This window comes from Streptococcus sp. F0441, assembly GCF_000314775.2.
Lineage (GTDB): Bacteria > Bacillota > Bacilli > Lactobacillales > Streptococcaceae > Streptococcus.
The window spans coordinates 257,072-281,939 of sequence record NZ_KB373321.1 but is presented as its reverse complement, the minus strand read 5'-3'; the positions used below and the strand labels follow the sequence as shown (position 1 = coordinate 281,939).

The 24,868-nt window shown below is 42.2% G+C and carries 24 protein-coding genes and 2 pseudogenes; 6 read left to right on the top strand and 20 right to left on the bottom strand.

Translation table 11 applies throughout. The features are described from left to right. Positions 1 to 5: 5 nt before the first annotated feature. The 11 genes and pseudogenes from HMPREF9188_RS01340 to HMPREF9188_RS10450 form a co-directional block, all read right to left on the bottom strand. Positions 6 to 657, bottom strand: a pseudogene (locus tag HMPREF9188_RS01340) (CPBP family intramembrane glutamic endopeptidase). Between the two features lie 69 nt (positions 658 to 726). Further along, positions 727 to 873: a peptide pheromone VP1 gene (locus HMPREF9188_RS10365; protein WP_156811827.1), complete on the bottom strand. Its 147-nt coding sequence runs from the start codon at positions 871 to 873 to the stop codon at positions 727 to 729. A gap of 124 nt (positions 874 to 997) precedes the next feature. Then, positions 998 to 1,861, bottom strand: coding sequence for an XRE/MutR family transcriptional regulator (locus HMPREF9188_RS01335; RefSeq protein ID WP_009729642.1), 864 nt, complete (start codon positions 1,859 to 1,861; stop codon positions 998 to 1,000). Positions 1,862 to 1,964: 103 nt separating this feature from the next. Further along, positions 1,965 to 2,975 (bottom strand): tRNA (adenosine(37)-N6)-threonylcarbamoyltransferase complex transferase subunit TsaD, encoded by a 1,011-nt coding sequence (gene tsaD / locus HMPREF9188_RS01330; RefSeq protein ID WP_009729641.1) that lies wholly within the window; start codon positions 2,973 to 2,975, stop codon positions 1,965 to 1,967. Next, positions 2,965 to 3,402: a ribosomal protein S18-alanine N-acetyltransferase gene (gene rimI, locus HMPREF9188_RS01325; protein ID WP_009729640.1), complete on the bottom strand. Its 438-nt coding sequence runs from the start codon at positions 3,400 to 3,402 to the stop codon at positions 2,965 to 2,967. The genes tsaD and rimI overlap by 11 nt, the downstream gene beginning before the upstream one ends. Next, entirely contained in the window at positions 3,399 to 4,082 is a 684-nt protein-coding gene (gene tsaB, locus HMPREF9188_RS01320) for a tRNA (adenosine(37)-N6)-threonylcarbamoyltransferase complex dimerization subunit type 1 TsaB (protein WP_009729639.1), read from the bottom strand. The genes rimI and tsaB overlap by 4 nt, the downstream gene beginning before the upstream one ends. A gap of 253 nt (positions 4,083 to 4,335) precedes the next feature. Next, positions 4,336 to 4,551 carry a hypothetical protein gene (locus HMPREF9188_RS01315; RefSeq protein WP_009729638.1) on the bottom strand — a complete coding sequence of 72 codons (216 nt, stop codon included), beginning with the start codon at positions 4,549 to 4,551 and terminating at the stop codon, positions 4,336 to 4,338. A gap of 712 nt (positions 4,552 to 5,263) precedes the next feature. After that, a pseudogene (locus HMPREF9188_RS01310) lies at positions 5,264 to 6,027 on the bottom strand (Fic family protein). Between the two features lie 17 nt (positions 6,028 to 6,044). Next, a complete protein-coding gene (locus HMPREF9188_RS01305; protein WP_009729636.1) occupies positions 6,045 to 6,617 on the bottom strand; it encodes a hypothetical protein in 573 nt (190 codons plus the stop codon). Then, positions 6,601 to 6,894, bottom strand: coding sequence for a hypothetical protein (locus tag HMPREF9188_RS01300; protein WP_009729635.1), 294 nt, complete (start codon positions 6,892 to 6,894; stop codon positions 6,601 to 6,603). The genes HMPREF9188_RS01305 and HMPREF9188_RS01300 overlap by 17 nt, the downstream gene beginning before the upstream one ends. Positions 6,895 to 7,362: 468 nt before the next feature. After that, positions 7,363 to 7,506 carry a hypothetical protein gene (locus HMPREF9188_RS10450; RefSeq protein WP_193432005.1) on the bottom strand — a complete coding sequence of 48 codons (144 nt, stop codon included), beginning with the start codon at positions 7,504 to 7,506 and terminating at the stop codon, positions 7,363 to 7,365. A gap of 237 nt (positions 7,507 to 7,743) precedes the next feature. On the opposite strand from HMPREF9188_RS10450, the gene HMPREF9188_RS01295 reads away from it, so the two are divergent. Together HMPREF9188_RS01295 and rnjA are read left to right on the top strand one after the other, a co-directional pair. Continuing rightward, positions 7,744 to 7,977 carry a DNA-dependent RNA polymerase subunit epsilon gene (locus HMPREF9188_RS01295; RefSeq protein ID WP_000639588.1) on the top strand — a complete coding sequence of 78 codons (234 nt, stop codon included), beginning with the start codon at positions 7,744 to 7,746 and terminating at the stop codon, positions 7,975 to 7,977. 1 nt (position 7,978) lies between these two features. Further along, positions 7,979 to 9,658, top strand: coding sequence for a ribonuclease J1 (rnjA, locus tag HMPREF9188_RS01290; RefSeq protein WP_009729634.1), 1,680 nt, complete (start codon positions 7,979 to 7,981; stop codon positions 9,656 to 9,658). A 37-nt stretch (positions 9,659 to 9,695) separates the two neighbouring features. Here rnjA and mnmG read toward each other — a convergent pair whose 3' ends face one another. From mnmG to HMPREF9188_RS01255, 7 genes are all read right to left on the bottom strand, one after another. Next, positions 9,696 to 11,609: a tRNA uridine-5-carboxymethylaminomethyl(34) synthesis enzyme MnmG gene (gene mnmG, locus HMPREF9188_RS01285; RefSeq protein ID WP_009729633.1), complete on the bottom strand. Its 1,914-nt coding sequence runs from the start codon at positions 11,607 to 11,609 to the stop codon at positions 9,696 to 9,698. A gap of 8 nt (positions 11,610 to 11,617) precedes the next feature. Continuing rightward, positions 11,618 to 12,073: an NUDIX hydrolase gene (locus HMPREF9188_RS01280; protein WP_009729632.1), complete on the bottom strand. Its 456-nt coding sequence runs from the start codon at positions 12,071 to 12,073 to the stop codon at positions 11,618 to 11,620. 140 nt (positions 12,074 to 12,213) lie between these two features. Beyond that, positions 12,214 to 13,335, bottom strand: coding sequence for a tRNA 2-thiouridine(34) synthase MnmA (gene mnmA, locus HMPREF9188_RS01275; RefSeq protein ID WP_009729631.1), 1,122 nt, complete (start codon positions 13,333 to 13,335; stop codon positions 12,214 to 12,216). Positions 13,336 to 13,763: 428 nt separating this feature from the next. Then, a complete protein-coding gene (gene argH / locus HMPREF9188_RS01270) occupies positions 13,764 to 15,155 on the bottom strand; it encodes an argininosuccinate lyase (RefSeq protein WP_009729630.1) in 1,392 nt (463 codons plus the stop codon). Between the two features lie 27 nt (positions 15,156 to 15,182). Then, positions 15,183 to 16,379, bottom strand: a complete 1,197-nt coding sequence (locus tag HMPREF9188_RS01265) for an argininosuccinate synthase (protein WP_009729629.1) — start codon at positions 16,377 to 16,379, stop codon at positions 15,183 to 15,185. Between the two features lie 15 nt (positions 16,380 to 16,394). Beyond that, on the bottom strand, positions 16,395 to 17,201 hold the full coding sequence (locus HMPREF9188_RS01260) for an ABC transporter substrate-binding protein (RefSeq protein ID WP_009729628.1): 807 nt from the start codon (positions 17,199 to 17,201) through the stop codon (positions 16,395 to 16,397). 277 nt (positions 17,202 to 17,478) lie between these two features. Then, positions 17,479 to 18,084, bottom strand: coding sequence for a LysM peptidoglycan-binding domain-containing protein (locus tag HMPREF9188_RS01255; protein ID WP_000060311.1), 606 nt, complete (start codon positions 18,082 to 18,084; stop codon positions 17,479 to 17,481). 241 nt (positions 18,085 to 18,325) lie between these two features. Here HMPREF9188_RS01255 and sdaAB point away from each other — a divergent pair, with 241 nt between their 5' ends. Genes sdaAB through HMPREF9188_RS01240 form a run of 3 tightly spaced genes read left to right on the top strand, consistent with a single transcriptional unit; the run spans position 18,326 to position 20,529 of the window. Then, entirely contained in the window at positions 18,326 to 18,997 is a 672-nt protein-coding gene (gene sdaAB / locus HMPREF9188_RS01250) for an L-serine ammonia-lyase, iron-sulfur-dependent subunit beta (RefSeq protein ID WP_000555871.1), read from the top strand. 8 nt (positions 18,998 to 19,005) lie between these two features. Next, entirely contained in the window at positions 19,006 to 19,878 is an 873-nt protein-coding gene (gene sdaAA, locus HMPREF9188_RS01245) for an L-serine ammonia-lyase, iron-sulfur-dependent, subunit alpha (RefSeq protein WP_009729627.1), read from the top strand. Positions 19,879 to 19,899: 21 nt separating this feature from the next. Beyond that, complete coding sequence (locus tag HMPREF9188_RS01240; protein WP_009729626.1) at positions 19,900 to 20,529, top strand: HAD hydrolase-like protein; 630 nt, start codon at positions 19,900 to 19,902, stop codon at positions 20,527 to 20,529. Between the two features lie 95 nt (positions 20,530 to 20,624). Here HMPREF9188_RS01240 and HMPREF9188_RS01235 read toward each other — a convergent pair whose 3' ends face one another. After that, entirely contained in the window at positions 20,625 to 22,475 is a 1,851-nt protein-coding gene (locus tag HMPREF9188_RS01235) for a polysaccharide biosynthesis protein (protein ID WP_009729625.1), read from the bottom strand. A 75-nt stretch (positions 22,476 to 22,550) separates the two neighbouring features. Then, the gene (locus HMPREF9188_RS01230) at positions 22,551 to 23,381 is read right to left on the bottom strand and encodes a glycosyltransferase (protein ID WP_001114312.1); all 831 of its coding nucleotides are present in this window, start codon (positions 23,379 to 23,381) and stop codon (positions 22,551 to 22,553) included. Between the two features lie 221 nt (positions 23,382 to 23,602). Between HMPREF9188_RS01230 and HMPREF9188_RS01225 the strand changes: the two genes are divergently transcribed. After that, entirely contained in the window at positions 23,603 to 24,769 is a 1,167-nt protein-coding gene (locus tag HMPREF9188_RS01225) for a CynX/NimT family MFS transporter (RefSeq protein ID WP_009729624.1), read from the top strand. Positions 24,770 to 24,868 lie beyond the last annotated feature (99 nt).

Below are 24,868 nucleotides of genomic sequence, written 5' to 3'. Positions count from 1 at the left end.
TAAAATTACAGCAACGGTAAAATTTGACCAATGCCATTGTAGACTATGTGCAGTCCAATAGGCCAATAAATGGACTTTGTCACTCTAAACAAGACTGCAAATATGAGACCACCACCCATATATGAGAAAAAGTCTGTCAAAACCCAACCATGATTACTAATGTGCAAGATTCCAAACAAAGCAGCCGAACCGAGCACATCCAGTCCCCATTTCTTTCCTTTTTCCAGAGCGGTCATCACCAATCCACGATAAATCATCTCTTCAAAAATGAGACCTGCAATCACAGGATAGAAAAAATACATCAAAAATGCCGTAGCTCCTGTAAAAGTAGGAACATCCAGTTGATAAGCAATTTCATTTTTTGTGGGTGGGAAAAGAAAAAAGGTGACGAAATTCCAAATAACAAAAGCAAGAAGAGCTAGAAAGGAATAAAAAAGATAGGAACCTCTAAATTTTCTGCCATTTCCCCGACCAAATCATAGCAATAAGAGCAAATAAAACCACAAGAAAATTCAACATCATATCCGACAGATAATAGGCAAAGTCAGATAGACCAGTAACAAGGTCGCTGCGTAAAACTAGACCACTGAACTTCTGGTCAGCAATAACTAGTAGAAAAGCTATAAAAAGGTAGTAGCGTGAGATTATATTTTTCATTTTATTTTCTCCTATACTATGAAATAAAGACAGTATAACCTACCCAAGAAAAGGCAAGGGCTTTGACTATCAATAACGGCGACGATTAACAGTGGAAGAATCATGGTTAAAATTTTTCTTCCAGAAATTAGTGATTGACCAAGGTGTTCCTAGACCTCCCCAACCTCCACCACCTGGGATATTGGCAACATACACAAGATCTCCTCCGTAAACCACTTCTGCGACCTAGGATTTGCTTCAAATGTCTTGCAAGGACAGTATAACACGGAAACCACCTCATTTTAGAAAATCGCATATTTGACATTTTTTCTTATAGGAATTTCACATTTGCGATTGTTTGTTAATCGATAAGTGCTTTATATTGCTGTAAGCGTAGTTCAAAAAGGGCTGTTAATTGTGGATTTTCTAATACTTGCAGAGATTGGATAAAGTGTTCAATCTCTTTTTGATTACTTCCCTTGGTTTGAAGGAATGTACTCATCTTCTTTAAAAACTGCCACAATAATTTCTCAAAAACATCGTACGGTCGTAACATACTCTCCAACTCGGCTTCAAAGATTGGGATATAAGAAAAAAGTTTGCGCTCCATGAGCTCTGATGCGATATTCAGAAAGCCACTTTTCATATACAGTCTATTGTGTGCCAATTCTTTAAATTCCTTGGATTTTTCAAGTAAAGAGGTAGATAAAAAAATCAGGTCTTGGTTGCTCAAGAAGGGCATGGTATTGCAAAAAAGATAGAGTTCAAACCAGGTCCAAGACTCGATAGCATAGAGATAAGTGGTCAAAAACTCACGATCCTCCTCTTCGAGTATATAGCTTTTATCCAAGGAATGGATAGCATTTTTAATCACAATAGCATTCAAACGACGATAGGTCTGCGCCATCTGTTCTTGTTCGACTTCCTCCAACAGTTGCTCTAAACCCGCTATATCTTGATGGGCAAAACGATCCACAACCTTTCGACCAAATCGCATGTGTGGGGATTCTTGATAGTTGTTGAGCTTGTGTCCAAATTCATCGAAGGTCACATTTATCCCTTGGATAGCTAGGATCAACTTATCTGCAGACAGCATAGACTGCCCTAGTTCAAACTTGGATAGCTGGGATGCTGTCAGTCCATCACAAGCAACATCTGACTGCTTGAGTTTTCGCGCCAGGCGCAATTCCTTGTAAAATTCTCCCAACTCCATTCTCTCAATCATCTGACCACCTCCTAATTTTTACATATTATATCATCTTTCTTACAGATTTGTCAAAATATTCTGACATTTTTCGGAGTTAAAAAGCCAGCTCAAAGCTGACTCTTTATTCTATGGTATCAAAGGCGAGACTCGGTTTGGCATTGAGGTCTAAGTCGGCAAAGTTTTCTTTGTTCCACTCGCTAACACTAGCATAGGCAATCATACCCGCATTGTCTCCACAGAGGCGCAGAGGTGGAATGATAACCTTGACATCTGTGATTTCAGCTGCTAGACGTTCTCTAAGCCCTTTATTGGCTGCTACACCACCTGCTACGACTAGGGTTTTAACAGGGTATTTTTCTAAAGCCTTCTTGGTTTTTGCCATGAGAATATCCAGAACTGCTGCTTGGAAGGAGGCACACAAGTCCTCTGTAGACAAGTTTTCTCCCTTTTGCTCGGCATTGTGGTGAAGATTGATAAAGGCAGATTTCAAACCAGAGAATGAAAACTCCAGATTGTCTTCCTTGATCATAGCACGAGGGAAGTCATAAATATCCTGCCCCTGATGAGCTAGCTCATCAATCTCACGACCTGCTGGATAGGTCAAGCCCATGACACGGCCGACCTTATCATAGGCCTCACCAACCGCATCATCACGCGTTTCCCCAACAATCTTGTAATCACCAGCCTCAGAAACATAAACCAACTCTGTATGCCCACCACTGACCAAGAGTGCCAACAAAGGAAACTCCAAAGGCTCCACACTCTGAGCTGCCATGAGGTGCCCAGCCATGTGATTAACAGGGATAAGCGGAAGGTCGTGAGCCCAAGCAAAGGCCTTGGCAGCTGACAAACCAACTAGTAGAGCTCCAACCAAGCCTGGTCCATAAGTAACGGCAACGGCTGTCACGTCCTCTTCTGTAATTCCTGCTTCTGCTAAAGCCTCCTCAATACAGGCTGTAATGACCTCGACATGGTGACGACTAGCTACTTCTGGCACTACGCCCCCAAAACGTTTGTGACTCTCAATTTGACTCGCAATGACATTGGACAAGAGCTGGTCGTCGTTTTTTAAGACGGCGACACTGGTCTCGTCACAGGATGTTTCAAATGCTAAAATATATCTATCCTTCATCTATTTCTCTCTTCATGATGATGGCGTCCTCGACTGGATCATGGTAGTAGGCCTTTCGCTCAGCGATGATCGCCATCTTTTCTTTTTTGTAAAATGCTTGCGCTCGTTGGTTCGTCTTTCTGACTTCGAGGAAAATCTCCTTGTCTGTCGGCAACGTTGCAAACAAGGCTGACGCAATCCCCTGACCCTGATAGGCTTTCTTTACAGCGATTTGCAGGACTTCTGCTTCAAAGAGATTCTCCTGAACAGCTAGAAATCCAATCACTTCTACCCCATCATAAGCCAGAGCATACCAAGTCTGATCTTGGGACAGGTCTGCTTGGATTTGTTTCAGCGTCCAAGGACTGACTGGGTAAACAGCTGCCATGACAGCATAGATGGCTTGCGCCAGGTCAGGCTGTCCTTGAATTCGTTTGATCTCTATCATAGGCGTTTAATGTAGGACTCACCAGATTCGGTGTGGTTCTTGAGCCAGTTTTCCTCGGCTTCAACACGTTTGAGGTAATTTGGCACAAAGTCGTGCAAGGAGTCTGCTTCCTTATCCCATGCCCAAAGAGCGAGATTAGCTGCATTTGGCAAGGTTTCTTGATAGCTAGCTTGTGGTAGCTGTTCTTGGATCTGCTCCACAAAGGCTCCAACTTCTCCGACAAAGGTTACCTGTTCAGCATCCTTGACCTGCTCTAGCACTTCCGCAAAGGACAGGTGCGCTTCTGGAAAGACAAGCTGAGCATTTTCATAAAAGCCAGCATAAACATTGTTGCGACGTGCATCCATGATAGGAACCACCAAACCTTCTTGTTGGCGTGGCACCAGAGCCAAGAGGCTAGACATCCCCACTAACTCAATGTTCAGGGTATGAGCCAAGGTCTTGGCAGTTGCTACCGCAATTCGCAAACCTGTGTAGCTACCTGGTCCTTCAGCCACCACGATTCGGTCCAAATCCTTGGGTGTCCAATCCAAACTCGCCATCAAAAAATCAATGGCTGGCATAAGGGTAATACTGTGGTTTTTCTTGATATTAATCGTCATCTTGGCAAGAACTTGCTTGTCCTCTAAAATCGCTAGAGAAAGAGCCTTGCTGGACGTATCAAAAGCTAATACTTTCATAACACATTCCTATCTTTTTGTCTGTTTACTATTATACTACAAAAGCTAGCGCATGGGAATTTTCTTTGTTTTGAAACAAAAGGGTCTGCCACTTAGACACAAAGAAGTGTAAATAAGTCATATATGCCTTAACTCGATTCTCGACGTTAGAAATCATCGTCATAACAATAAAGATAGCACCTAAAAATAGAAAAATCCATCCCATCTATCAAGACGAGGTGGATTTTCTGTATATCTAGAGGAATAATTGACTTTAGGCATTTAAACCAAAGTAGAAAACGAGCCAGACAACATAGGTGACCAGGAGGAGAAAAATTGAATAGAGCGTCACAAAAGCAAACTTCCAAAGGAACTTTGTTTTGCGGTGTTCCAGATGCACAAACAGGGCATTCCCCCCATAGACACAAGCTACAAAGACTACAAACATCAAGAGGCGAACCCCTACTGCAAATTCAAACAAACTAAACATTCTTAATCCTCCTTTTGGTATTCCTATTTTTATATAAACTGTTGACAATGTTGGTCTATCAATGTTAAAATGTAATTCAACACTGGCAGGAAAATCAGGTTGAGTCGTTGACTCTTCGGGTTGCAGTGCTATCCCTGAAACTTTGGTTTCTAAAGAACTGAAAATGCGATTGAACAATTCGCCCCCCAGTGTTTGACGGCTCTTGACTTCGGTCAGGAGCTTTTTGATGCTTTTAAAGTTGATTCCCTCAGTAAGTTATAGTAAAGTATAAATATAGAGAGGATAACGTAGGGCGACTGGTAACAGAGCGTTCAGTTGGTTATCTTCGTTAAAAGCGTAGATGATTTATTGATTTGCAAATCTATCTAAATATTGTTGTGCTGACCGTTGCAAAGCATCCGCATACTTATTTAAAGTCCTTATGTCCGCATCTTCAGGGTATTTGTAGCCACCACGCAACCGATAACTTGACTTTACTGACTTGTCAATGTTAAAATATAATTGAACATTGGTAGGAAAATCAGGTTGAGCCTTTGGTTCTTCAGGCTGTGGTGCTGTCCTTGAGGGGTCGCCTTCTAAATAACCGGAATTGCGATTGATTAGTTCGCCCCCAATGTTATTAGTAGGCTCTTGGCTTTGGTCAAGAGCTTTTTCTTTTTTGACCTAAAACAGAGACTTTTCAATATTATCCTTGAATTCTCACATATTACTCTTAGACTTTTTGAGAATACTCTTTGGCATGATTAATCTTTCCGTCAAAATTTTTATTTTTTAAATCGTTGATGTAATTCTTTTGTTCACCCTGAAAATAAGTCAACAAAGGTTCTTTGTTATCCCTAAGTTGAAGTATTTCCAAGGCAGAGAGTAGTAATGACTCTTGTTTGAATCATCTACGATGAATGGAATGATTCCTTCTTTTAGGCATTCTTTATACAATAGCAAGCGCCCCACTCGACCATTACCATCTGCAAACGGATGTATCTGTTCAAACCGACCATGGAAGTAAGTAAGATATTCCAAATCTTTTTCTTTTTTTAGGTTATATCCGATAAGCATGCTCTGAATTTCTTCTTCTACACGATCCACAGAAACCGTTGCAATGAGTCCTACTTCATTTTGAAGCACTTTATATCGTCCAACAGGAGCGATTGAACTATGTTCTGAACTTATTCCACTTTTTAATAGTCGGTGTAGATTTTTTATATAATCTTCTGTTAAAGGTTCGTTAGCTGTATCAAGAATATAATCAAAACATTTGAAATGATTTGCCATTTCAATTAAATCATCAATCTTGATTCCTCTTTCACCGATATTTGCAATTGTTTTTGTTTCATAAATAAGGCTAACCTGATTTTCAGTCAGGCTACTGCCTTCTATTTTATTGGAATGGTAGGCAAAACGTTTTTGAGTGATGTCATAAATTCCTCCATGAAATTTTGTTTCACGTTCTGCCAAGAGTCTTTCAATGAGATCCATTACACCTCCTATAATCTTTAACTTGATTCTTTGCATACTATCTTAAAAATAGCATCCCAAGATATTTCTCCAATCAAGTTGTTTACTTTGCTCTTACCTGCATTATTCTTAATGGCGTCACCAATTTTTTGCACGTCTAGCCCTACAACTTCGGCCATCCATAATTTTAGTTGTAAACTCGGATATTTACGAAACTGTGTTATCCATAAGTCTTCAGCAGTTTTACCTTCATTTTTTAACTCAATCAAAGTTTGTCCAAACAGTGAAACATATAAGTGCCATTTCTGATTTGGTTCACATTCGTCGTCTAGGTTAACATCCAAAATCGAAATGTCATCCATTTTCCGCAGATATGAAAGTTCATATTCTTTAAATGAATTCTTCTCTAGGCAGTTTTTGAGAACTTCATAATTTCTATAATGCTGTTCATCTTTTGAAATGTATTCTCCTTGTGAAGCACAAACATTAGCGAAATCAATATAACCTCCTTTTGTTTGTCCAAATTTTGTTTTCATATATGCATTAGAGATAGGAGGTTTGGCTTCTTTATGGATAAAATGATCTCTTACTTGTTTAAATGTCGGTCTCATATCCTCTCTCATTCTTTATAAATTCCATTACGTTTTCGACAATATCATTTTTAATATACTGATATTCTTCTTCTGAAATTTTTTCAAGAAAAGCAATTGTTTCCTTATAATCGTTATATAAACCTTCATCTATATATTTAAGATTATTAGCATGTTCATCTAAAATAGAAATTGCCTTTCTTTTGTTAGCTTCAATGAATCTTTCGTTTCTTGTATAAAGTCCCATTTCATAAAAAAATAGATTAAATAATAAAGTTATTTCAATTGTATCATTCATCTAATAATTCTCCTTGTAACATTTTTCTCCATTTTAACATTGGCTCTTGACTTCGGTCAGGAGCTTTTTGATGCTTTTAAAGTTGATTCCCTCAGTAAGTTATAGTAAAGTGTAAATATCGAGAGGATAACATAGGGCGACTGGTAACAGAGCGTTCAAAGGTACCAACTTCTGGTACGGGTGTGGGACTGCCTTCAGCTTTGAGCTGTAAAGACCCCTGACTACCATTGGTCCTCTCTTTTTGCTTACTCTTAAATTAAGGACTTTTCCTTGCCTGTTCAGTAAGCACTCCACTCCATCTTGCTATTTCTACATCGTTATACTTATAGATTGACTTCTTAGCCTCATAGATGATAAAATAGAGTAAAGGTTGAGATTTGGTCTGACTTGGTGACAAGTCTTTCAAAGGTTGTGATTCAATCACTTCAGGTAATGGTGCTGCCCCTTGAGCTTGCTCAGAAAGATCCCTTAATTTTGTCTCAGCCTTTTTGTTTGCTCTCGAGATTTCTCAAGAGCTTTTTCTTTTTTCAAAGATATCATTCTGCCCCAACCATCTACTCCAACGATTAATGAAACTAAAACTGTATTCTTCCTTAAATCTACTATCTCCATAGATTCCCCCTTTAATTATAACACCTAAGCGCTCTCAGACCAAATCCTACCTGTCTTTTTGCTCCCTCTTCCCCTCACGACTTTCTCATTTTCCGTCTTTTACTAATTTTTCATTTTGTGGTATAATTGAAATAATTGTAACGAATCAAGGTCAATCTAGACACAAAATGGAATGAAATCAAGCAAATCTCTGCTAAAAGTTTGGAATAAGTTGACCTATAAATAGAAAGGAACTATATGATTTACAAAGTTTTTTATCAAGAAACCAAAGAACGTAGCCCACGTCGTGAAACAACACGCTCACTTTACCTAGACATCGATGCCAGCTCAGAACTTGAGGGCCGTATCGCTGCTCGCCAACTTGTCGAAGAAAACCGCCCAGAGTACAACATCGAGTATATCGAACTCTTGTCTGACAAATTGCTAGATTACGAAAAAGAAACTGGCGTCTTCGAAATCACGGAGTTCTAATATGGCCTATACTCTTAAACCTGAAGAAGTCGGCGTTTTTGCCATCGGTGGTCTAGGAGAAATCGGGAAAAACACATACGGAATTGAATACCAAGACGAGATTATCATCGTCGATGCTGGGATTAAATTTCCAGAAGATGACTTGCTTGGTATCGACTATGTCATTCCCGATTATTCTTACATCGTAGACAATATTGACCGCGTCAAGGCTGTCTTGATCACACACGGACACGAGGACCACATTGGTGGGATTCCTTTCCTTCTCAAGCAAGCAAATGTCCCTATCTATGCTGGACCACTTGCCTTGGCTTTGATCCGTGGAAAACTCGAAGAACACGGCCTCTTGCGCAACGCCAAACTTTACGAAATCAACCACAACACTGAGTTGACCTTTAAAAACCTCAAGGCAACTTTCTTTAGAACCACTCACTCCATTCCAGAGCCTTTAGGGATTGTCATTCATACCCCTCAAGGAAAAATCGTCTGTACGGGTGACTTCAAGTTCGACTTTACTCCAGTTGGAGAACCTGCAGACTTGCACCGTATGGCTGCCCTTGGTGAAGAGGGTGTTCTCTGTCTCCTCTCTGACTCGACAAATGCAGAAGTGCCAACCTTTACCAACTCTGAAAAAGTCGTTGGCCAGTCCATCATGAAGATTATTCAAGGCATTGAAGGACGTATCATCTTTGCATCCTTTGCCTCAAATATCTTCCGTCTCCAGCAAGCAACAGATGCTGCTGTTAAGACTGGACGCAAGATTGCGGTCTTTGGTCGTTCTATGGAAAAGGCCATTGTCAACGGGATCGAGCTTGGCTACATCAAAGCTCCTAAGGGAACCTTTATCGAGCCAAATGAAATCAAAGACTACCCTGCAGGCGAGATTCTAATCCTCTGTACAGGTAGTCAGGGTGAGCCGATGGCAGCCCTCTCTCGTATCGCAAATGGAACCCACCGTCAGGTGCAACTCCAACCCGGCGATACTGTTATCTTCTCTTCTAGCCCAATCCCTGGAAATACCACTAGCGTCAACAAGCTGATTAACATCATTTCTGAAGCTGGTGTCGAAGTTATCCACGGTAAAATCAACAATATCCACACCTCTGGACACGGTGGTCAGCAAGAGCAAAAACTTATGCTCCGCTTGATTAAACCCAAATACTTCATGCCTGTCCATGGTGAATACCGTATGCAGAAAGTCCATGCTGGACTAGCGGTGGATACTGGTGTCGAGAAGGACAATATCTTTATCATGAGCAATGGTGATGTGCTTGCTCTTACTGCTAACTCAGCCCGTATCGCAGGTCACTTCAATGCCCAAGACATCTATGTCGATGGAAATCGTATCGGTGAAATCGGTGCAGCCGTCCTCAAAGATCGTCGTGATTTATCTGAAGACGGTGTCGTTCTAGCAGTCGCAACTGTTGACTTTAAATCGCAGATGATTCTGTCTGGCCCAGATATCCTCAGCCGAGGCTTTGTCTACATGAGAGAGTCTGGTGACTTGATTCGCCAAAGCCAGCGCATCCTATTCAACGCTATTCGTATCGCACTAAAAAATAAGGATGCTAGCGTACAATCTGTCAATGGTGCCATTGTCAACGCCATTCGCCCCTTCCTCTATGAAAATACAGAACGTGAACCGATCATCATCCCGATGATCCTCACACCAGATGAAGAATAAGTCAACAAAACAGCCCCGTCTTCGGAGCTGTTTTTCTCTATGCTTTCTTTTCTTGAGTTTTAGAAATACTACGATTTTTACCTTCCAGATACACCATCAAAATAGAAATATCTGCTGGATTTACTCCCGAAATACGGCTGGCTTGGCCGATGGTTTCTGGATTGATGAGTTTGAACTTCTGACGAGCTTCTGTCGCGATAGAATCAATATCATCCCAATCAATATTGGCTGGAATGCGTTTTTCTTCCATGCGCTTCATCTTGGCAACCTGATCCATGGCTTTGGAAATATAACCTTCGTACTTGATTTCTGTTTCAATCAATTCGATAATCTTGTCATCCAAGTCCTCAGCAGCTAGCCCGATGAAAGCCACCACATCTTGGTAAGAAACTTCTGGCCGGCGAAGGAATTCCTTGGCTGTCACCGCATCGGTCAATGGCTTGAAGCCCATCTCCTCAACCTTAGCATTGGTTTCCTTGACTGGTTTGAGTTTGATGCTATCTAGTCGCTTCATCTCATTGTCAAATTGGGTTTTCTTGATTTCAAAACGAGCCCAGCGTTCATCGTCAACAAGGCCAATCTCGCGTCCCATCTCGGTCAAACGCATATCAGCATTGTCATGACGAAGAATGAGACGGTATTCAGCACGACTGGTCAAGAGACGGTAAGGTTCAACGGTTCCCTTGGTCACCAAATCGTCAATCATCACCCCGATATAGCCGTCACTGCGCTTCAAAATCAACTCAGGCTTGCCTTGGATTTTCAAAGCCGCATTGATACCAGCGATAATCCCTTGGCCAGCAGCTTCTTCGTAACCTGACGTTCCATTTGTCTGACCAGCAGTGAAAAGACCTGAGATTTTCTTGGTTTCCAGAGTGGCACGTAACTGGTGAGGCAAGACCATGTCGTACTCGATAGCATAACCAGTTCGCATCATCTCAGCATTTTCCAAACCTTTGATAGAATGAACTAGCTCGCGCTGTACATCTTCAGGCAGACTGGTTGAAAGACCTTGAACATAGACTTCCTCAGTGTCACGCCCTTCGGGTTCTAGAAATAGCTGGTGGCGTTCCTTGTCCGCAAAGCGCACAATCTTGTCCTCAATCGACGGACAGTAACGAGGTCCCACACCCTTAACTACACCTGTAAACATAGGCGCACGGTGGAGGTTGTTTTGGATAATCTCATGACTGGTACCATTGGTGTAGGTCAACCAGCATGGTACCTGATCTTTGACATAGTCTTCATCACGTGAAGTGTATGAGAAGTGATTTGGCGCCTCGTCTCCTGGCTGAATCTCTGTCACATCGTAGTTGATAGAGGAAGCCTTGACACGTGGAGGGGTTCCTGTCTTGAAACGACCGATTTCGAGTCCCAGTTCCTTGAGATTGTCAGCAAGGTTAATAGAAGCTAGGCTGTGGTTTGGTCCTGACGAGTACTTGAGGTCTCCGATGATGATTTCCCCACGGAGGGCAGTCCCTGTCGTCACAATAACAGCCTTGGCAGCATACTCTTGATGGGTAGCTGTACGAACACCGACAACCTTGCCATCTTCCACCAAAATCTCATCAATCATGGTTTGACGAAGGGTCAGATTCTCTTGATTTTCAACTGTCTTGCGCATCTCCTTAGAGTAAAGTTCCTTGTCAGCCTGCGCACGAAGGGCACGGACAGCTGGCCCCTTCCCTGTGTTGAGCATCTTCATCTGTATGTAAGTCTTGTCAATATTCTTGGCCATTTCCCCACCGAGGGCATCCACTTCACGCACGACAATCCCCTTGGCAGAACCACCGATCGAAGGGTTACAAGGCATGAAAGCCAGCATTTCGATGTTGATGGTCGCAAGCAAGACCTTACAGCCCATACGGCTAGCTGCTAGGGATGCCTCCACCCCAGCGTGCCCCGCACCGATTACAATAATATCGTATTCTTCTGTAAAATTATAAGTCATTTTCTCTCCTATTCTTCAAGATGAATGTGTCTTAGTTGGCCGTCCCAATCTGGTAGGGCTGTTTTTAAAAAGGCTGGAACTAGCTGGATATTCTGGAGCTGATCCAAGTCAATCCACTCACAAGGCTGCGTTTTTTCGTCTTCCTGCATGGTCAATAGAGCTTCTTCAAGCAAGTTCACCAGGTAATGAAATTCGATGTTGTGATAGGAAACACCGTCTTGTTCAAAACGATTTTCAACTACAAAGGCTAGTCGCCCAGCCTCAGCTTTGACACCCAGTTCTTCCCTCACTTCACGGACTACCGCTTCTTCCGTTCTTTCATTGACTTGGATCGCACCACCGATAGTGTAATATTTACCCTTGTCTTTGGTAACTAGGAGCTTGCCATTTTGGAGAATCAAGGCTGTCGCCCGAACACCAAAAACAGTATTTTCCACTTTTGTCCGAAAGTCTTGTTGAGTCATTTTTATCCTTTCCCTTAAACGACACAAAAACAGTCAAAACTCCAAAGAAGTGCAGGACAAAAAAGCCTGCAACATCCATGAGCTTTGACCATCATTTCTATTGCTTTTATTATTGTAGCAAATTGAGAAAATTTGTCAATCTAAATGTACTGACAAACTTGTCCATCGCGGTAGGCATTGTCAATCAAACCGCCACCTAGACACTCTTCACCATCGTAAAAGACAACTGCCTGTCCTGGTGTAATCGCACGTTGTGGTTCCGCAAAGATGACCTCTGCCTTGTCTCCTTTGACATGTACTGTCACCTTAGAATCAGGCTGACGGTAGCGGAATTTTGCTGTGCATTCTAGAGTAAATTCCTCTGGCATGTCACGAGTAAAGTGAACTTGACTGGCCTCTAGGCTTGTTGACATGAGCGAATCATGATAGAAACCTTGGCCGACATAGAGGATATTTTGGCTCAAATCTTTTCCGACAACGAACCAAGGGGCATTGTCACCGCCGTGTTGACCACCGATACCAAGTCCTCCACGCTGACCAATCGTATAATACATAAGTCCTGCATGCTCACCCATATCGCGACCGTCCACAGTCATCATGCGACCAGGCTGGGCTGGCAGGTAGTTACTGAGAAAGTTTTTAAAGTTCTTTTCTCCGATAAAGCAAATCCCTGTCGAATCTTTCTTCTTGGCAGTCGCAAGACCTGCTTCTTCTGCTAGTTTTCGTACTTCAGGCTTTTCCAAATGCCCCAGTGGGAACATAGTTTTTTGAAGTTGTTCTTGCGAAAGTTGACTGAGGAAATAGGTCTGGTCCTTGCCATTGTCCACGCCACGAAGCATGTGAACGATGCCATCCTCATCACGCGCTACTCGGGCATAGTGCCCAGTCGCTACATAGTCTGCGCCTAAGGTCATAGCATAGTCCAGAAAGGCCTTAAACTTGATTTCCTTGTTACACATAACGTCTGGATTTGGCGTGCGCCCTGCACGGTATTCCGCTAGGAAATACTCAAAAACGCGGTCCCAGTACTCTTTTTCAAAATTGACAGAGTAGTAAGGAATGCCGATCTGGTCTGCCACCGCAGCCACATCCTTGTAATCTTCGGTCGCCGTACAGACGCCGTTTTCATCTGTGTCATCCCAGTTCTTCATGAAGATACCGATCACATCGTAGCCCTGCTCCTTGAGCAAGAGAGCCGTCACCGACGAATCAACACCACCACTCATCCCCACGACAACACGTGTTTTAGAGTTATCACTCATGGTAAGTCTCCCATCTATTCGTTTATTCATACCCTTCAAAATTCTATTCATTATAACTTTCAATAGAATTTCTTTGAGTATCGTCTTTTCGTTTGCTTTTAGGAGTAAAATGGTCTGGGAGACCATTTTAGCCTATCATCTTAAAATGAAAATATGATAGGCAACGAGTCGCAGGCATAACTTGAGTTCGCTCAATCAGTCCGGGAGACTGATTGAGGTTATAAATCAGACAAGCTCAGCTTGCATCTCATTGCGAGTTAACGACGTAATAAAAGATAAACGAAATGACTAGTTCACGATTGAAGGTCGTGTGTGCTTTAACGATTGAAGGTCGCTTGAGCAGTATTCATTATAACACGCTTGGTTGGAGAAGACAAGAAAGAGGCTGATAAATCATCTCAACCTCTCTTTCTTCCTTTGCAAACGAATCAATTTTCCCCTTTAAGTTCTTTCTTCGCTTGTTCTATCTGGTATTTCACTTGCTCAAAGCCGGTTCCTCCTAAGGAATTCCGTCTCCGAACAGCGGTTTCTGGACGCAAGTAGATATAAATATCCTCTTCAATCAAGGGATGGTAGGCTTGCAACTCCTCCAAATCCCAATCTTGGATGTTTTTACCATGCTTGATAGAGTCTAGAACCAATTTCCCTACAATTTCATGCGCTTCTCTAAAAGGGAGTCCTTTTTCAGCCAAATAATCTGCCAGTTCGGTCGCATTCGAAAAATCATTCTCTGTGGATTGCTGCATTTTGGCCTTATTAACCTGCATGCTCGATAGCATACCTGCCAACACATCCAGAGAATTTAAAATCGTTTCTACTGTATCAAACATGCCTTCCTTGTCCTCTTGCAAATCCTTATTGTAAGCCAGAGGCAAAGACTTCATGACGGTCAATAGTCCAAGCAAGTGCCCGTAAACCCGTCCTGTCTTCCCTCGAATCAATTCCGCCATATCAGGATTTTTCTTCTGGGGCATGATAGACGAACCCGTTGAAAAGCTATCAGACAAGCTAATGTACTGATACTCAAAACTGCACCAATTGATGATTTCTTCACAAAAACGGCTCATATGCATCATCAAAATGCTGGCATTTGATAGAAATTCTAAGATGAAATCACGGTCACTCACTGCGTCCAAGGAATTGGTATAGGGTTGTTGGAAGCCCAATAAATCACTCGATAATTGACGATCGATTGGAAAAGTTGTCCCCGCTAAGGCAGCTGCACCCAGTGGAGATAGGTCCGTATGTTTCAGGTTAAATGCAAAGCGCTCGCTGTCCCTTTGAAACATATTGTAATAAGCCATGAGATGGTGGGCAAAACTAATCGGTTGGGCGTGTTGTAAATGAGTATAGCCTGGCATGATGGTTTCCACATGTTTTTCAGCCAAATCCAGCAAAACACTGTTCAGATTCGCCAACTTATCCAAGACATGGCCAAGCTGCTCCTTTAGATATAAGTGCATATCTGTTGCGACTTGGTCATTCCGAGAACGAGCCGTGTGCAGTTTCCCAGCCAGAGGACCGATTTTCTCTGTCAGCAACACTTCCATATTCATATGAATATCTTCATTTGCAATATCAAAATGAAGCTCTCCTGCCTCTAAATCTCGCAACAAAGCTTTCAGACCATCTTGGATCTGCTCTGCCTCTTCCAAGCTCAAAATGCCAGTCTGTCCTAGCATTTGAACATGAGCTAGGGAACCCATCAAATCAAATTTTGCCAGCTGGTGGTCAAAGGAAATACTCGCACCAAACTGTTCTACCCACTCTTCCACAGTACCTTCAAATCGACCACCCCATAATTTTGTATTTTTCGGCATATCCTGTCGTCCCTTTCTATCGCGTCACTACTCAACATTTTTCTGAACTTCTGAATAAACCTTAGTCGGAAGCCCCCAAAGCTTGATAAATCCAACAGCTGCATCTTGGTCAAAAGTATCCGCACTAGTATAAGTCGCCAAATTTTCATCGTAAAGAGAATTTGGAGATTTCCGAGCCACTACCTGAGCATTCCCCTTGTAAAGTTTAACTTTTGCAGTTCCATTGACAACTTTCTGTGTCTCCTTGATATAGGAAATCAAAGCCTGAGTTGCTGGGCTAAACCACAAGGCATTATAGATGAGATTGGACAACTCATTTTCGATAATAGGTTTAAAATGAGCCACTTCTCTCACAAGAGTCAAGTCTTCAATCTCCTTATGAGCTGCCAATAAAGTCACAGCACCTGGGCACTCATAAATCTCTCTTGACTTAATACCGACTAGGCGATTTTCCACATGGTCAATACGACCAACACCGTGTTTGCCCGCAATTTCATTTAGCTTTTGGATCAAAGTAGCCACCTTCATCTTCTCACCATTGAGGGAGATGGGCACCCCGCAACTAAACTCAATGTCAATAAATTCTGGACTGTCTGGCGCCTCTTCTGGCGAAGATGTGATTCCAAATGCTTCTTCTGGCGCTTGCTTCCAAGGATTTTCCAAGACACCACATTCATTTGCACGTCCCCAAAGATTTTGATCGACAGAGTAAGGATTATCAAGGTCAGCAGGAACTGGAACACCGTTTTCTTTGGCATATTGGATTTCTTCTTCACGAGACCATTTCCACTCACGAACAGGCGCCACTACCTTTAGATTGGGATCCAAAGCTGCAATAGAGACTTCAAACCGAACTTGGTCGTTTCCCTTACCTGTACAACCATGGGCTATTGTGGTTGCCCCCGTCTGATGAGCTATTTCAACGAGTTTTTTTGAAATAAGAGGGCGACTCAGAGCAGATACTAAGGGGTACTTTTGTTCATAGTAGGCATGAGCCTGAAGGGCCACTAAAACATAGTCGTTAGCGAATTCTTCCTTAACATCAATGACATAAGACTCAACAGCCCCAACCTTGAGAACTTTATCGTGGATGAACTCCAAATCTTTTCCTTCACCCACATCCATACAAACAGCAATCACATCATAGTCTTTTTTTAACCATGTAATAGCAACTGATGTATCCAATCCACCTGAATAGGCTAAAATGACTTTTTCCTTACTCATTTCTCTTCCTTCTTTCTATTTTTCGATAGAGGCTTTAAAAGCATCGTCAATCAATTTGTCCAACTCCCCAGAATCCTTCAACTTCTGGATGGTTTTGTCAACCGCCTCTTTCAATTCTTTACTGTCTTTTTTCATCGCAACAGCGTAGGAATCTTCTTTGTCATTGTCAAAATCAAACTCAGCGATGGCTAGGTCTGAATTATTCTCAACAAATCCTTTCGCCACTGGTTCCTCAAAGATAACCGCATCCAATTGCCCTGACTTCAAATCTGTTATCAAATTTCCATTTTTAGGAAGTGAAACGAGAGAAGAATTCTGCAAGGTTTCTTTGGCCAAAGTTTCCTGGATAGAACCTTTCTGCGCTCCAACCTTTTTCTGAGCCAAATCCTTGACTGATTGGTAATTTGTTAATTCAGATTTTCTTACGATAACCTTATTTTTCGAAGTGTAGTAGGGAATTGAAAAATCGTAAACTTGACTTCTCTCTTCCGTTTTAGAAACACCTGATATGGCAAGATCGGCCTTACCTGAATCAAGACTAGCCAGGACATTGTCAAAACTCATTGGAGAGAACTCCACTTCTACACCTAGTTCCTTTGCGATGGCTTTGGCTAGCTCAACATCTGAACCTACAATCTGATTTTTCCCATCGACCAATTTCTGGTATTCGAATGGAGCAAACTCTGGATTTAGGGCCACCACCAATTTTCCTTTAGCCTTAATGGCTTCAACACCTTGGGATTGAGTGTTACTACAAGCAAATAATAAGGGAAACATAAGCAAACCAAACATCGTCATCAACACCTTCTTCACTTTATTCATAGAAGAACCTCCTTTTATTTTTATACTTTATTGTTGTATAAATAATACTCCTCTCATTTTCGTTTGTCAAGAAAAAACTGTATTTTATTTCATTAAAATCAAGAAAAAGCTTATTATATGATATATTTTTACATATAATAAGCCTATTTATACTATTTGAGTTTTAAAACAATTTGAAGGATTTTGTTGAAATTATACAAATAGAGCATTACTGAGAAGATCGTTACACCTTTTGTTATAGAGAAACAAAAAAGAGCCCTAAAGGACTCTTGTATTCTTAATACCAACCGTTGTTAAGCCAGAAGTTCTTGGCAGCTGTCCATGAGCCGTAGCGTCCTGCAACGTAGGCATCTGCTACACGTTCTTGGTTTTCAGCTGAGTAGTCACCGTTCAAGTATGAATCTGTCAATTGGTAACGTCCGATGTATTGGCCATTTGTAGCTGTGTAACTACCGCCTGATTCTTTTTGAGCGATCCATTCTTTGGCTTCTGCTTCAGAACCACTTACAGTAGATGTTGCTACAGTGTTGCTTTCTGCTGCTGGTGCTTCATAAGTTGTAGTTGCAGCTGGAGCTTCTTCAACTGTTTCTGTAGCTACTGGAGCTGTTTCTTCCGTTGTTGCTGCTGGAGCTGCAGTAGAAGCTGTCCCTTCGATGACCAAAACTTGGTCAACATAGATAAGGTGGATATCTTTGATATTGTTTTTTGCTGCCAATTTTTCAGCAGTCGTATTGTACTTCTCAGCGATTTCTGAAAGAGTATCACCTGATTTAACAGTGTAAGTTACAGTTTCTTGTGCAGAGGCAAGAGCTGGGGCAAAGAAAGCAAGCAAAGCTGCTACTCCTGCGATAGTTGTTTTGATTTTTTTAGTTGTTAATGACATATCTAAAAATTCTCCTTCCATTGAATATATCTATGATACCTTTTAAATATTACCGTTGTTTAACGGTTTTATGTAGAAATATTACAAAAATATTTTATATTTACTGAAACATTGATATTTTTGTCATAAAAGACAAGATTTTATACTATTTTTATCCATTTTTTCAGTTTTATAAGGGAAATAAGCACAGAACTTCATTCTTTGATATAATAGAAACAAGAATCTTTGTAAGGGGAAACAGATGCACTCACTTCGTTTTCAATCTGTCTTTGATATTATCGGACCTGTCATGATTGGCCCATCAAGTAGCCATACAGCTGGTGCCGTTCGTATCGGGAAAATCGTCTCATCCATTTTTGACGATACGCCAACAGAGGTAGAATTCCAATTATTTAACTCATTTGCCAAGACCTACCGTGGTCATGGAACTGATCTTGCTCTCGTCGCTGGTATTTTAGGTATGGATACGGATGACCCCAACATTCCAAATAGTCTCGAGATTGCCCATAAGCGTGGTATCAAGATTGTCTGGACCATTCAGAAAGACAGCAACGCTCCTCACCCAAACACCACCAAAATCACTGTAAAGAATGACCATAAGTCCATTAGCGTGACAGGTATTTCTATCGGTGGGGGAAATATCCAAGTTACGGAGCTTAACGGCTTTGCTGTCTCTCTCAACATGAACACACCGACCATCATCATCGTGCATCAGGATGTTCCGGGTATGATTGCCCATGTCACAGAAGCCCTCTCTCGTTTCGATATCAATATCGCTCAGATGAATGTGACTCGAGAAAAAGCTGGAGAAAAAGCCATTATGATTATCGAAGTCGATAGTCGAAGTTGCGAAGAGGCGATTGAAGAAATCCGAAAAATCCCTCATCTCCACAATGTCAATTTCTTTAAGTAGGAGGAAGCATGTTTTATTCTATCAAAGAATTGGTCGAGCAAGCAGATATAGACTTCCAAGGAAATGTCGCCGAACTCATGATTGCGACAGAATATCAATTAACCGGTCGAGAACGGCCAGAAGTTCTCCTCCTCATGGAACGCAATCTAGAAGTCATGAAAGCCTCAGTTGAGCTCGGTCTCAGTGAAAATAAATCCCGGAGTGGCTTAACGGGTGGCGATGCTGCCAAACTAGACCGCCATCTCAAAAGTGGTAAGGCCTTGTCTGACTTTACCATCCTATCAGCAGCCCGTAATGCCATCGCGGTCAACGAACACAACGCTAAAATGGGTTTGGTCTGTGCCACCCCAACCGCAGGAAGTGCTGGTTGTTTGCCAGCCGTTCTCACTGCCGCTATCCAAAAACTCGATCTCAGCCACGAAGAACAGCTGGATTTCCTCTTTGCTGCTGGTGCCTTTGGATTGGTTATCGCAAACAACGCCTCTATCTCAGGTGCTGAAGGTGGCTGCCAGGCCGAAGTCGGCTCTGCCTCTGCCATGAGTGCCGCAGCCTTGACCTTGGCTGCAGGTGGAACCCCCTATCAGGCTAGCCAAGCCATCGCCTTTGTCATTAAAAATATGCTGGGTCTCATCTGTGACCCTGTGGCCGGCTTGGTTGAGGTTCCCTGTGTCAAACGAAATGCCATGGGAGCTAGCTTTGCCTTTATCGCGGCTGATATGGCCTTGGCAGGTATCGAGTCTAAGATCCCTGTTGACGAAGTTATCGATGCCATGTACCAAGTCGGATCGAGCCTCCCAACTGCCTTTCGTGAAACGGCTGAGGGTGGACTCGCCGCCACACCTACTGGTCGTCGCCTACAAAAAGAAATCTTCGGAGAATAAGCTTATCTATTAGGAGAAACTATGCCCTCTATCTCAGCAATCTTTTTTGATCTAGACGGAACTCTGGTTGACAGTTCTATCGGGATCCACAATTCCTTTACCCATACCTTTGAACAACTGGGAGTTCCGACTCCTGATGCTAAAACCATTCGTGGTTTCATGGGACCGCCACTTGAAAGTAGTTTTGCAACGTGTCTTCCCAAGGAGCAAATCTCGGAAGCTGTTCAAATCTACCGTTCTTACTACAAGAAAAAAGGAATTCATGAAGCAGAGCTTTTCCCCCGGATGACGGAATTGCTTCAAGAGCTTTCGCAAGACTACCCTCTCTACATCACTACAACAAAGAATACTCCTACTGCTCATGATATGACTGAAAATCTAGGAATCCATCATTTCTTTGATGGCATTTACGGTTCCAGTCCTGAAACGCCTCACAAGGCGGATGTCATCCGTTTTGCCTTGCAAACGCATCAACTCCCTGCAGACCAAGTCCTCATCATCGGGGACACCAAGTTTGATATGATTGGAGCCCAAGAAACTGGCATTAAAAAGCTTGCTGTTACTTGGGGATTTGGAGAAGAGGCTGATTTACTCAGCTATCAACCTGACTGGATTGCCCATACCATTGATGATATCATTAAGCAACTATAAATAATACAACGATTTGAAATTACAGAGTAAAAAGGCCAAGGTCCTGTACAAACAGAACCTTGGCCTTTTATTTATAATTAGTTGATTAGTCACCCTTACTCAGCATGGGTTGTCTCATTTGCAAAGGAAATAATTGCTTCTTTGAGCTCATCTCCACTGAGTGAACGGAATTCTTCAATCTTTTGATCGATGGCTTCAAGAGGCATGACGTTAACCTTACCAACGAAAATCTTATCCATGACTTGGTTATCAACCAATTCGGTCGAAACCAAGAGTTCTTCATAGAGTTTTTCACCTGGTCGGATACCGACCTCAACGATTGGAATTTCACTTTCCGTGTGCCCGCTTAGAAGGACCATTTTCTTAGCCAAGTCATAGATCTTGACTGGTTTGCCCATATCAAGTATAAAGACTTCTCCGTCCTTGGCATAAGCGCCAGCATGGATAACCAGACGGCTAGCCTCTGGAATGGTCATGAAGTAACGCGTCATACGGAAGTCTGTCACCGTTACAGGACCACCTTCAGCAATCTGACGTTCAAAGACAGGAATCACACTACCACGGCTACCAAGAACATTCCCAAAACGAACTGCACAGTAGGTTGATTTACTACGTTGGTTAAAGCCAGTGACAATCAACTCTGCCACGCGCTTAGTTGCCCCCATAACATTTGGTGGATTGACCGCCTTGTCTGTCGAAATCATGACCATCTTAGGTACTTTGGCCTCATCAACAGCCTTGGCAACATTGTAGGTCCCGAGGATATTGTTCTTGAAGGCTTCTTTTGGATTGCGCTCCATCATTGGAACATGTTTGTGTGCTGCAGCATGGTAGATGATAGCTGGTTTGTACTGTTCAAACACTTGTAAAAGACGATCATAATCCTGAATATCTGCAATGACAGGAACATAATCAATCCCTTGGAATTTACGAATCAACTCATGATAAATAAGGTAGATTGAATTTTCACCATGACCGAGCAAGACGATACGCTCTGGGTTGAAGCGGCTAATCTGGCGACAAATTTCAGAACCAATCGAACCACCAGCTCCTGTCACCAAGATGGTCTTACCTGTAATTTCTGCACCCAGACGTGATTCGTCAAGGCGAATTTCCTGACGGCCCAAGAGGTCTGTGATATCAATTTTTTGGAAACCACTACCCGATTGATGTAAACCTTGAACAACTGTCTCAACTTTAGGCATCTTGTAACATTTGACACCTAGTTTATTACACATCTGCAAGATACGTTCATACTCTGATGGATCAAGCGAAGGGATTGCTACGATAACACGCTCGATTTGGTGACGTTTGGCCAATTCAGGTAGATTGTCATAAGAACCTAGAACTGGGATTCCACCTAGTTTTTGCCCCTTTTTCTTTTCATCGTTGTCCAAAATCCCCACTATCTCAAGCTCACTGGTTGGATGTTGGTAGCTATTCATAAAGAGGGCACCACCATCTCCCGCACCAATCAAGAAGGTACGGCGATGCTCTCCATCTCCACTACCCTTTTTACGTTTGGAATAAATCAACTGCCAGGTGATGCGAGGAAGCAAGATGAGGAAGGTACTCAACAAAATGAAGAGCACGATGAAACGGATAGAAAATAATGGAAGAAAGGCATAGCAAATTCCATAAGAAAGAACACTACTGAGTGTCACTCCAAAAAAGATTTTCATAAAATCCGTAATCTTACTGTAGCGACTAATACTAGCATTCAGCCCCCAAAATGCAATTATGATTTGATAGAGAAGGAAGGCTAAAAGAGTGTAAATCACATAGTCCACAGGCGCAGGATTTATTAGGCCGTAAAACAAGATATAAGACACGATGATGGAAACCACCATACTCAGAATATCGAATATCCCCCAAAACACTTGTTTTTGCTGTTTATTTAAAATTTCAACCAGATCAATCACGTAATCTGTTAGTTTTTTATTCATAGGAATTTACTCCCCCTTAAAAGAGTCAGATGATACTATTGTTATGATAACCCGAATCGTTCAATCTATCAGGTCTTACTTGCTCTTTCTTAAAAGTTTGACAAAGATAAACTGACGTACAAAGCCTGGACAAAGTGCAACAATTGCCTGAATGAACATACTTTTAGCATATTCCATGTAAGAAATTTGCCCTCGCTCAAGCATCCGTTGGCGAGCTTGACGGTAGAATTTAAGGTAACGCAAGCCACCTCGACGCTCAAACATTCCTGCACCTACACGAACCTTACACAAGATTTGATCTAGGTTGCCAGTCTTGGCACCTGCCGTAATCATATTGAGCCAGAGGAGATCATCCTCCATGTAAAGCCCGTCTTCGTAGTTGCCCGCTTTGAGGACCATGTCCTTTTTGAACATGACTGTCATATGGTTAAAAGCACTTCTCATTCTCTGATAAGCCACAATGTCTGCGTGCTGAGTTGGAACACGACGATAAGACACAATCTCATCTGGATTGTCAATGAACTCTGCAATCTGCCCACCTAAGAGATCGAGATCTTCTTTCTCCATTAGCTGAAGCTGTTTCTCAAAACGATCCGGAACGGCTAAATCGTCCGTATCCATCCGTGCAATAATGTCATACTGACACTGTAAAACACCGTATCGAAGAGCCAAGCCTAAACCTTGATTTTGCTCTAAGGGGCACCGTTTCACTGGAATGTCTGACTGAGCTTCCACTTCATCTAGCACCTGATAGAGCTCTGGCGTGAGGGGCCCATCCTCAACAAGAACAAGTTCACTCGGTTTCAAGGTTTGATTTTGAACACTTTTGATAGCATCTCTCAAAAACGTCGGGCTTTCCTTTACATAGACCGACATCAAGACGCTGATTTTTTGCTTTTCAGGCACCGTTTTTCTCCAATATATAGATTTCCTTCCACTATTTTATCACAAATTTTCTCACTTTCCTATTTTTATATCAAATCAAGGAAAATTCTAGTAAAGAAATGTATCTCCTTTCACTCTATTCTCGCTTAAATCAATCGAACTTTCTTAGCTGTCATTACTTGACATTATATAGAAAAAACCTTAAAATAAGCTGTTATTAAAATCATCTTATAGAGGTTTTTATGAAAAAACAATCACTCTTTTTTATCCTAGGAATTGTCTTAATCGGGACTGTTTTACGCTCTCCTTTTACTGCTTTACCAACTATTTTAGGAGATATTGCTCAAGGACTAGGAGTGGAGGTCAGCTCTCTTGGAATTTTAACCAGTCTGCCGCTCTTGATGTTTGCTCTTTTCTCGGCTTTTGCAAGCCGCTTGGCACAAAAAATCGGACTAGAGCATCTCTTTACTTACTGTCTCCTTCTCTTAACTATTGGTTCTGTCATTCGTATCTTCAATCTACCCCTCCTCTATCTAGGAACTCTGATTATCGGTGCGAGCATCGCTATTTTTAATGTTCTTCTCCCAAGTATGATCCAGGCAAATCAGCCTCAAAAGATTAGTTTCCTAACAACTCTCTATGTCACTGCCATGGGGGGTTCAACGGCCATCGCTTCTTATCTATCGGTCCCTATCACCCAAGCTAGTTCTTGGAAGGGCTTAATCCTCGTTCTCAGCCTCCTCTGCTTGGTCACTCTGCTAGTCTGGTTGCCAAATCATCGCCACAACCACCACCTAGAAAGCAAAAAAGAAAAGCAAGTCAAAGAAAATATTCTAAAAAGTAAAGATGTCTGGGCCATCATTGTCTTTGGCGGGCTTCAGTCCTTGCTCTTTTATACAAGTATGACCTGGTTGCCAACTATGGCTATTAGTGCTGGTCTTTCTAATAGCGATGCGGCTCTTCTAGCTTCTATCTTCTCGCTGATCAGCATTCCTTTTTCCATGACTATCCCAAGTCTGACAACTCGTTTGTCAGACGGTCACCGTCAGATCATGCTGGCAATTATCTCTATCGCTGGTATGATAGGAATTGCCATGCTCTTGTATCCAAGCAACAACTTCCTCTACTGGCTAGTCGCCCACCTCTTGATTGGGACTGCCTGTAGTGCCCTCTTTCCTTATCTCATGGTTTGCTTCTCACTTAAGACCAGCTCGCCTGAAAAGACTGCGCAACTCTCAGGCCTGGCGCAAACAGGGGGCTACATCTTGGCGGCCTTTGGTCCTACCTTGTTTGGTTATAGCTTTGACCTTTTCCAATCTTGGATTCCAGCTGTCCTTGCCCTTCTAGCCATCGATATCATCTTGACCATCTCACTCTTTATGGTGGATCGGGCTGATAAGTTCCTCTAATCTTCTAGTTTTTACTAGGAGTTTTTTATATATAAAATTTTTACACATATTTCTTGACAGGGCTTTCATATTGAGATACAATATATTTGAAAAGAGTAT